Origin of the sequence: Amycolatopsis sp. SID8362, from assembly GCF_010550475.1 — a bacterium.
GTDB lineage: Bacteria > Actinomycetota > Actinomycetes > Mycobacteriales > Pseudonocardiaceae > Amycolatopsis > Amycolatopsis eburnea.
On sequence record NZ_JAAGNB010000831.1, the window covers coordinates 1 to 8,929 of the forward strand.

An 8,929-nucleotide genomic window follows, 5' to 3' on the forward strand; every position below is an offset into this window, starting at 1 on the left:
CGGCCGGCCAGCACGGCGGCCGCGGCGACCGCGAGCGCCACCTCCGACCCGGTCGCGAGCAGCGCGACCGCCGGAGCGTCCCCACCGTCCACAATGGTCCGCGCACCGGTCCTCGCGAGCAGGTCGTCGGGCACCGGGTCCAGCACCGGCACGGCCTGCCGGGTGAGCACCAGCGCGGTGGGGCCGTCGCGCCGGGTCAGCGCGATCCGCCAGCACTCCGCCGTTTCGTTCGCGTCGGCGGGCCGCAGCACGGCGAAGCCCGGGATCAGCCGCAGCGATTCCAGCTGCTCGACCGGCTGGTGCGTCGGGCCGTCCTCGCCCACCATGATCGAATCGTGGGTGAACACGTACACCACGGGCAGGCCCATCAGCGCGGTGAGCCGCGCGGCGGGCCGCAGGTAGTCCGAGAACACCAGGAACGTGCTGCCGTAGCACCGGAACCCGCCGTGCAGGGTGATCCCGTTGAGCACCGCTGCCATCGCGTGCTCGCGGATGCCGAAGTGCAGCGTACGTCCGAGGTAGTCGCCACGGGTCACGTCGCCCGAGCCGGGCACGGTGGTGTTCGTCGACGCGGCCAGATCCGCGGAGCCGCCGATCAGCTGCGGGAAGAACTCCGCGATCGCGGTCAGCACCGCCCCGGATGCCGCGCGGGTGGCCAGTTTCGTTCCCGGTTCGAACACCGGAAGCAGCCCGGCCAGGCCCTCGGGTGGGCCGACCGGTGCTGCCGGGTCCCACACCTTCGCCACGTCGGGAACGGCCCGCGCCCACCGGGTCCGCCGGGCTTCCCAGCCGGCCCGCTCCACGCGGCCCTCACGGGCCAGTTCCGCACAACGCGCGGCGATGTCTTCGGGCACGTGGAACCGTTCGTCCGGCCACCCGGCCGCGGCACGCATCGCGGCGATTTCGCGCTGCCCCAACGGCGCGCCGTGCGCCTTGCTCGTACCGGCGACGGACGGGGCGCCGTCGCCGATGGTGGTGCGCACGGCGATGAGGCTCGGCCGGTCGTCGGCGATCGCGTTCGACAGCGCCAGGCAGATCGCCGACGCGTCGGTGCCGTCCACCCTCGCGGTGTGCCAGCCGTACGCGGCGAACCGGCCGAGGGCGTCGTCGGAACAGCTGTTCGTCGCCGGTCCGTCGATGGTGACGTCGTTGTCGTCGTAGAGCACGGTAAGCCGGCCCAGTCGCAGGTGCCCGGCCAGCGACGCGGCTTCGTGGCTGATGCCCTCCATCAGGTCGCCGTCACCGGCGAGCACCCACGTCCGGTGGTCGACGACCAGGTGCCCGCCGGTGTTGGCCCGCGCGGCGTGCATCCGCTCGGCGAGCGCCATGCCCACGGCGTTGGCCAGGCCCTGGCCGAGCGGTCCGGTGGTCGTCTCGACGCCGGGCGTGTGCCCGTGCTCGGGATGACCCGGCGTGCGCGAACCCCACTGGCGGAACCGGCGCAGCTCCGCACGCGGCAGGTTGTAGCCGAACAGGTGCAGCAACGCGTACACCAGCATCGACCCGTGTCCGGCGGACAGGACGAACCGGTCCCGGTCCGGCCAGTCCGGCGCGCCCGGGTCGTGGCGCAGGAACCGCGACCACAGCAGCCACGCCGGAAGCGCGGCGCCCAACGGCAGGCCGGGGTGCCCGCTGTTCGCCGCCTGGACGCCGTCGGCGGCCAACAGGCGGATCGTGGTCACGGCCCGCGCGTCGGCTTCGCGGGTGGTCACGCGGCGGCTCCGCTCACTTCGCCGGCGGCGGCCAGCCGACGCAGCGCGGACACCTCCGCCGCCATCGCCCCACGCTCGCGGAACAACGCGCTGCCCACGCAGAAGGTATCGGCGCCGGCCCGGGCCGCGGGCCCGATCGTGCCGCGGCCGATGCCGCCGTCGACCTCCAGGGCGATCTCCCGGCCACTCGCGTCGAGCAGGGCCCGCGCGGCGGTGATCTTGGGTTCCATCGACGCGAGGTAGGCCTGCCCGCCGAAGCCGGGATCGACGGTCATCACCAGCAGCAGGTCGACCAGATCGAGCACGTGGGCCACCGCGTCGAGCGGCGTCGCCGGGTTCAGCGCGACGCCGGCCCGCATACCCAGTTCACGGATCGTCGCCAGCGTGCGGTGGAGGTGCGCGCACGCCTCGGCGTGCACGATCGCCGTCTCGCACCCCGCGGCGGCCCAGCGGCCGAGCATCGGCTCCGGGCGCTCCACCATCAGGTGCGCCTCGAACCCCAGCCGCACCCGCTGCCGCACGCAGGCGATCACGTCCGGCCCCACGGTCAGGTTCGGCACGAAGCTGCCATCCATCACATCCCAGTGGACGCGGTCGACGCCCGCCGCTTCCAGCGCGGCGCATTCTTCCCCGAGACGCGAGAAGTCGGCGGGCAGGATCGACGCGACAATGCTCGGCCGCGGTGCGGTCGGCTGCATGTTCTGACCTCCTCATCGTCGGCAACCGAAACTAAGGCCGGCTCCCGCGTCCCGATCCCCCCTTGCGAGGTAATCGGCGGGGGAGTTCGCGGTTCGGCCCGCACGAGGTCAAGGAGCGTGCTCGTGACGATCGAAGGAGCGCCTGGCCGAGAGGTCAGGCCGACGTGCGCTTCATTCAGCTCCGCCATCTGTGCGCCTCGAAGGCGCACTCGGCCGTACGGCCCAGGGCAGGTTCATGGCCTGATCAGGCCTGCTGGGCGGCGCCGGAGCAGTCGGTCATACCACCGCTGACAGCGAGAAAATTTCCACACGCGCGGGGTCAGACGTGCCCGCCCGCTTGCCGCATTTCGACCGTGCGAGTTTCATCCACACGGATAAATGAAGCTCGATTTTTACCCGACAGTCGGATTTCACACTGACCCGTCTTATCACTCAGGACAGTATATTTCATATCACCCAATTCCTCGGAGGCCTTCTTTGGGTGAACTCCTTCTCGGTTGATGTAACTCATGAACGAGTCAAGGTTGCCCAATTCCGATCTCGTCAGCTGACAACCATAGGTGAGCTTATGGTCATCCACCGTCCAACGAAGATCCTCGATAACTTTCTTATGCAACTCCTGAACATCCACTTCAAATTTTCGTCCTTTCTTCGGAGGCATACGATTCCCCCTTTCTGTCTCGAAGCGAGCTAATCGACCTCACGCGCCATCTCCATGATCCTCTGAAGAATTTTCGCGCGGACGTACTCGTCAGTCTTGATGGCCTCGGCGAGTTCCGGGTCCATCGCCATGAGTTTCGGAACCACTTCATCGTAAAGCTCACGGGCCTCGTCATAGGTGATGGGCGGCGAGGTTCCAGGCGCTTGCCCCTCGACGCTTTCGCCCCCACCAGCCTGACCGGCAACACTCGCCACGTACCAGTCGGACTCATACCACTGAGCCAGCGCCGCGCACACCGTGACAGATTCCATCGACTGACCGACAGCCTCCAAACGGCCGGCGTCGGACATCGCATAGAGATACGGGAACAGGCCGCCGTACCACATTCCGGTCGCCGTGGACTCTTCCGGCACGTCACCCTGTTTCAACAGTTCAACCGGAGAGGCGGCCAGTTCTTGCCACCGCGTTTCGGCGACGGCAACCCTTCGAGCCTCGTCGCTGCTTTCGTCCGTATCCCCGGCAAGCCATTGAGCCATGGCCCGCACCAGCCACAACATGGAATCGTCCACATTGGCGCTGTCACCGGAGTACACCATATCCACCCTCCCAGGCCGGCTTCTCATCACGGAGACGATTTGTGTTGCATCGGCGAACCCTCGCCTTGAAGACGTTGACTGCCCGCACGACGACCGTGCTCAGTCGGCCATCGGCATCCTCCCTGCGCACACGGAAGCGGTCGCCGACAGTATTCACCGGATCGAGCGACCCGGCTGCGATCGGACGGGCAACCTGATCACCACAAACGGGTGCCCATCAGGACACCCGACGGAGGGTGCCGGGCGGTACCGATGCGAGCTTCGAGCCAGTCACTGCCGAACCGCCCTGACCAGCACCAACCTTGTCGTCGCCCAGGTCAAACGACAGCAGGCCTGAGAGGCCGCGGACACCCTGTCCGCACCCGAACCGGCCTGATTCCGGCCCACACCGATTAAGGTGAGACCATGAATACCCGCCGGCCGCTGCGCCTGGTGATCATCGACGATCACGCAATGGTGCTCGAAGGGCTGAAAGCGGTCCTGGGCCGGTTCGCCGGCCGGGTACGCGTGGTCGGCGACGCGCTCAACGCGGACGACGCGCTGCCGCTGGTGGCCAGTCTCGACCCCGACATCGTGCTGTCCGACGTCCGGTTGCGCGGCTCGATGAGCGGGCTCGACCTGTGCCGCCGGCTGATCGAGCTGGCGCCGCACCGGAAAGTGCTGCTGCTGAGCGCCTACGACGACGAGCAGTACCTGTTCCAGGCCCTGCGCGCGGGAGCGGTGGGCTACCTGCTCAAGTCCGTCGACGGTGAGGGCCTGGTGCGGCAGCTCGAGCTGGTCGCCGCCGGGGAGACCGTAGTCGACACCACGATGGCCGGGCGGGTCGCGGCCTCGGCGGCGCGCCTGCAGTCCGGCGAGTTCTGGCCGGGCGCGCACCTGAGCCTGACGCAGCGCGAAAGCGAGGTCCTCGGGCTGCTCGTGGCGGGCCTCTCCAACCGGGCGATCGCGGCCAAGCTGGTACTGGGCGAGGAAACCATCAAGAGCCACCTGCGGGCCGTCTTCCGCAAGCTCGAGGTGAACGACCGGGCCGGCGCCGTCGCCGCCGCCCTGCGGGAAGGGATATTCCGGTGAGCCACGGACTGGGTTTCGCCGATCTGGAGCGGGAAAACGCGTTGCTGGTCGGCATCATCGAAGCGAGTTCCACCGGGCCGGAGCTGACCGCGCTCGCGGCCAAGGTGGCCCCGCTGATCGTGACCGCGACCAGCGCCGACGTCTGCTTCGTGCACGTGCTGGACGACACCGACCGGTCGCTCACCCTGGCCGGTGCGACCGCGCCGTTCGACGCGCAGGTCGGCAAGGTGCGGCTGCCGCTCGGCGAGGGCGTCACCGGATGGGTCGCGGGCCACGGCGAACCGGTCGTGCTCGTGGAGAACAAGGAGCGCGACCCGCGCTACCGGTACTTCCCCGAACTCCGCGGCGAGGACTACACGTCGATGGCCTCGGTGCCGATGGCCAGCAAGCCGAGCGGGCTGGTCGGCGTCCTCAACGTGCACACGCGGGCGCGCCGCGAATTCACCGACCGCGACGTCCGGCTGCTGACGTCCATCGGCTCTTTGCTCGCCGGCGCCGTCCACCAGGCGCGGCTGCACCGGCGGCTGGCCGCCAGGGAACGCGCGCACGAACGGTTCACCGAGCAGGTGATCGGCGCGCAGGAGGTGGAGCGGCAGCGGCTGGCCGCGGACATCCACGACGGCATCATGCAGCGGCTGGTCAGCCTGCGCCTGCACCTCGACGCGGCCGGGGCGGCACTGACCGAGCAGACCGAGTTCGCGGCCATGCAGCTGGCCCGCGCGCGGACGCTGGCCGATCTCACGTTCGACGAAGCCCGCGCGGCGATCAACGGCCTGCGCCCGCCGGTGCTCGACGACCTCGGGCTGGCCGACAGCCTGGCGAGCCTGGCGCGGTCGGTCGACCCGCTGGAGGTCGTGGTGGACGTCGAGGACTGCCCGCTGCCCGAACACGCGGAGATCGCGCTGTACCGGATCGCCCAGGAGGCCCTGCAGAACGTCATCAAGCACGCCGGCACCCGCAGCGCGGGCCTGCGCCTGCACCGCGAGGACGACGAAATCCGGCTCAGCATCACCGACAACGGCCGGGGCTTCCACCGGGAGGGCCGGTCCTTCGGCGAAGACCCGGCCGCGGGCGGCTACGGCATGACGAGCATGGCCGAACGCGCCGAGCTGATCGGCGGGCACCTGGAGGTGGTCTCCCGGCCGGGTCAGGGCACCACCGTCACCGCCCGGGTCCCGGCACCCTGACCAGGCCGGCGCGCAACGGTCCGGTCCGGTCGGCGCGGCATTCGGCGAACCCGCCGTAGACCGCCGCCGCCTCGGGAAAGTCGTGCCCGATCGTGTACTCGTTGGTGACCACGACACAGGACAGCCCGGCGGCGACAGCCGCTTCCAGCCCGTTGCGCGAGTCCTCCACCGCGACGGCGTGCTCCGCCGGCACCCCGAGTGACCGGACGACCTCCCGGTACACTGCCGGATCGGGTTTGAGCGCGCGGATCTCCGAGCCGGTCACCACCAGCTCGAACGTCGAACGCCCGAACAGCCGCTCGAGCAGCGGTTCGACCCAGGCCCGGGTCCCGGTCGTGGCGACCGCCAGCCGGACACCCAGCTCGGTCAGCTCGGCCAGCAGCTCCGGCACCCCGGAGCGCGCGGGAACAACGCCCGCGCGGACAAGATCACTCATCACCGCGGTCTTGTGCGCGTGTACCCGGGCAGCCAGTGCGGCGGCGTTCGCGCGGTCGTGACCACGGCTTACCAGGAACGCCTCGAACCGCTGCCGCCCGCCGGCGACGGCCAGCCAGCGACCGTAGTCCTTGACGTCCCAGCGGTAGGGCAGGCCGAACGCCTCGAACGCCAGGTTGAACGCCACCCGGTGACCGTCCCGCTCACTGTCCACCAGGGTCCCGTCGACGTCGAAGACGACGGCCTCCCACCGGTCAGGCCGGGACACGGCCGTCTTCGACCGCCTCGTCGTACACCCCCTGCAGCGCGGCCGAATTGCACCGCACCCGGTGGGCCAGCGCGCGCTGGCCGGCGGCGACCTGCTCCGGATCGCCCCTCCAGGCGGCGAGCGCGGGATCGACCAGCGCCCGGCCGAACGAGAACGTCAGCGGCCACGGCGTCGCGAGCTGCTGCATCGCGGCCAGGTTCGCCGACGCCGCGGCCGCGGGCTGGCCGCCGGACAGGAACGCGACGCCGGCGACCTTCGCGGGCACGACGGTGCGCAGCGTGCCGACGGTGGCACTCGCCACCTGGTCCGGTGTGGCGACCTCGCCGGAGTCCTCGCCCGGGACGACCATGTTCGGCTTGAGCACGATGCCGTCGAGCGCCACCCCGGCGTCCTCCAGTTCGGCGAAGAAGTCCCGCAACGTCACCGCGGTGGCGGCCGCGCACGCCGCGGCGGAGTGGTCGCCCGCCATCAGCACCTCGGGCTCGACGATCGGCACGATGCCGGCCTCCTGGCACAGGGCCGCGTACCGCGCCATCGCGTGCGCGTTCGCCTGCCGGGCCCGGAACCCGGGCTTGCCGTCGCCGATCACCAGCACGGCCCGCCATTTGGCGAACGCGGCGCCGAGTTCGCGGTACTCGGCCAGCCGCTCGCGCAGGCCGTCGAGGCCTTCGGTCACGGTCTCCCCCGGCGCGCCCGCGAGTGGTTTCGCGCCGGTGTCGACCTTGACGCCGGTCAGGATCCGCCGCACCGACAGGGACCGGGGGAACGTCTCACCGTCCGAGGTGGACTGGCGGAAGGTCTCGTCGCACAGGATGATCCCGCTGACGCCGTCGGCCAGGCCGGGCGTGGTGGCGAGCAGTTCCCGGTAGGTCCGGCGGTGCTCCACGGTCGGCGCGACCCCGGCGTTCTCCAGCCTGCGGTTCATGGTGCCGATGCTTTCGTCGGCTGCCAGGATGCCCTTTCCCCCGGCGACCAGCGTCGCCGCGACAGCGCTGAGCTCACTCGATCGGGTCACGTTCCGGACTCCCGTGTCACGTCGTGGTGGGTGTACTCGACCGAGCTGTAGGTTCCGAGCCGGTCGAGCTTGTGTTCGCTGATCACGTAGCGCACCGTGCCGCTGCGGGCCCGCATCACCAGCGACTCGGTGGTCGCGCGGCGCGGGCCGTACCGGACGCCGCGCAGCAGGTCGCCGTCGGTGACCCCGGTGGCGACGAAGAACGCTTCTTCCCCGGACACGAGTTCCGCGGTGGTGAGCACCCGCCCGAGGTCGTGCCCGGCGGCCAGCGCACGCTCGCGTTCCTCCTCGTTTCGCGGGGCCAGCCGGGCCTGGATCACCCCGCCGAGGCATTTGATGGCACACGCCGTCACCACGCCTTCCGGCGTGCCGCCGATGCCCAGCAGCAGGTCGACGCCGGTGCCGTCACGGGCGGCCATCACCGCGCCCGCGACGTCGCCGTCGGAGACGAGCTTGATCCTCGCGCCCGCCGCGCGCACGTCCCGGGCCAGGTCGGCGTGCCGCGGCCGGTCGAGGAGGCATACCGTGACGTCCTCCGGGTCGATCCCCTTGGCCTTGGCCACGACCCGCACGTTGTGCTCGACCGGCGCCTCGATGTCCACGGCGTCCGCCGCGTCGGGCCCGGTGACCAGCTTGTCCATGTAGAACACGGCCGACGGGTCGAACATCGAGCCACGCGGGCTGGCCGCGAGCACCGAAATCGCGTTGCCCATTCCCTTGGCCGTCAAGGTGGTTCCGTCGATCGGGTCCACGGCGACGTCGTAGGCCGGGCCGGTGCCGTCCCCGATCTCTTCGCCGTTGTAGAGCATCGGTGCTTCGTCCTTCTCACCCTCGCCGATCACCACGACACCGCGGATCGCCAGCGTGCCGGTGAGGGCCCGCATCGCGTCGACCGCGGCCCGGTCGGCGCCGTTCTTGTCGTTGCGGCCCACCCAGCGTCCGGCCGCCATCGCCGCGGATTCGGTGACGCGCACCAGATCCATGGCGAGGTTGCGGTCCGGCGCCGGCCTGCCGGGGCGTGCGTCCTCCACGGACCCCTCCTCTCGAAGACCTTCCGAGAGAGCGTAGGGCGGGTGCCGGCCCAGTCAGCTCCCCCGGCGGGTGGAACCGGTGGGGGAATTCCGCGGGGGCCGCCAGCCTTCTTCCGCGGTGAGCAGGTGGCCGACGAGGAGCCCCACACTGCGCGGGGCCCGCCGGTGGGTGACCACGTGCCACGGTCGCCGCAGCGGGGTGCCCGCCACCGGGACCTCGGCCAGTTCCCCGGCCGCGAGCGCGCGGGCGACCGC

The 8,929-nt window shown here is 70.7% G+C and carries 9 protein-coding genes and 1 pseudogene; 2 read left to right on the forward strand and 8 right to left on the reverse strand.

Translation table 11 applies throughout. The features are described from left to right. From G3I65_RS25890 to G3I65_RS25905, 4 genes are all read right to left on the reverse strand, one after another. Positions 1–1,712, reverse strand: a 1,712-nt coding sequence (locus G3I65_RS25890; protein WP_160698413.1) for a transketolase, incomplete at its 3' end; no start/stop codon positions are given. After that, the gene (gene rpe / locus G3I65_RS25895; RefSeq protein WP_160698414.1) at positions 1,709–2,410 is read right to left on the reverse strand and encodes a ribulose-phosphate 3-epimerase; all 702 of its coding nucleotides are present in this window, start codon (positions 2,408–2,410) and stop codon (positions 1,709–1,711) included. The genes rpe and G3I65_RS25890, both read right to left, overlap by 4 nt. A gap of 319 nt (positions 2,411–2,729) precedes the next feature. Continuing rightward, positions 2,730–3,071, reverse strand: coding sequence for a hypothetical protein (locus G3I65_RS25900; protein WP_160698415.1), 342 nt, complete (start codon positions 3,069–3,071; stop codon positions 2,730–2,732). Positions 3,072–3,100: 29 nt separating this feature from the next. Continuing rightward, complete coding sequence (locus G3I65_RS25905) at positions 3,101–3,664, reverse strand: hypothetical protein (protein ID WP_160698416.1); 564 nt, start codon at positions 3,662–3,664, stop codon at positions 3,101–3,103. A gap of 408 nt (positions 3,665–4,072) precedes the next feature. Here G3I65_RS25905 and G3I65_RS25910 point away from each other — a divergent pair, with 408 nt between their 5' ends. After that, on the forward strand, positions 4,073–4,738 hold the full coding sequence (locus tag G3I65_RS25910) for a response regulator transcription factor (protein ID WP_160698417.1): 666 nt from the start codon (positions 4,073–4,075) through the stop codon (positions 4,736–4,738). Beyond that, the gene (locus tag G3I65_RS25915; protein ID WP_160698418.1) at positions 4,735–5,925 is read left to right on the forward strand and encodes a GAF domain-containing sensor histidine kinase; all 1,191 of its coding nucleotides are present in this window, start codon (positions 4,735–4,737) and stop codon (positions 5,923–5,925) included. Before G3I65_RS25910 ends, G3I65_RS25915 begins: the two co-directional genes overlap by 4 nt. On the opposite strand, the gene G3I65_RS25920 is transcribed toward G3I65_RS25915, so the two are convergent. The 4 genes and pseudogenes from G3I65_RS25920 to G3I65_RS25935 all read right to left on the reverse strand — a co-directional run. Further along, on the reverse strand, positions 5,900–6,628 hold the full coding sequence (locus tag G3I65_RS25920) for an HAD-IA family hydrolase (protein ID WP_160698419.1): 729 nt from the start codon (positions 6,626–6,628) through the stop codon (positions 5,900–5,902). The two genes, G3I65_RS25915 and G3I65_RS25920, sit on opposite strands and share 26 nt — an antisense overlap. Then, complete coding sequence (locus G3I65_RS25925; protein WP_160698420.1) at positions 6,615–7,643, reverse strand: class I fructose-bisphosphate aldolase; 1,029 nt, start codon at positions 7,641–7,643, stop codon at positions 6,615–6,617. The genes G3I65_RS25920 and G3I65_RS25925 overlap by 14 nt, the downstream gene beginning before the upstream one ends. Then, positions 7,640–8,626, reverse strand: coding sequence for a class II fructose-bisphosphatase (gene glpX, locus G3I65_RS25930; protein ID WP_160698421.1), 987 nt, complete (start codon positions 8,624–8,626; stop codon positions 7,640–7,642). The genes G3I65_RS25925 and glpX overlap by 4 nt, the downstream gene beginning before the upstream one ends. Positions 8,627–8,728: 102 nt before the next feature. Continuing rightward, positions 8,729–8,929: pseudogene (locus G3I65_RS25935) on the reverse strand (LysR family transcriptional regulator); the annotation flags it as partial.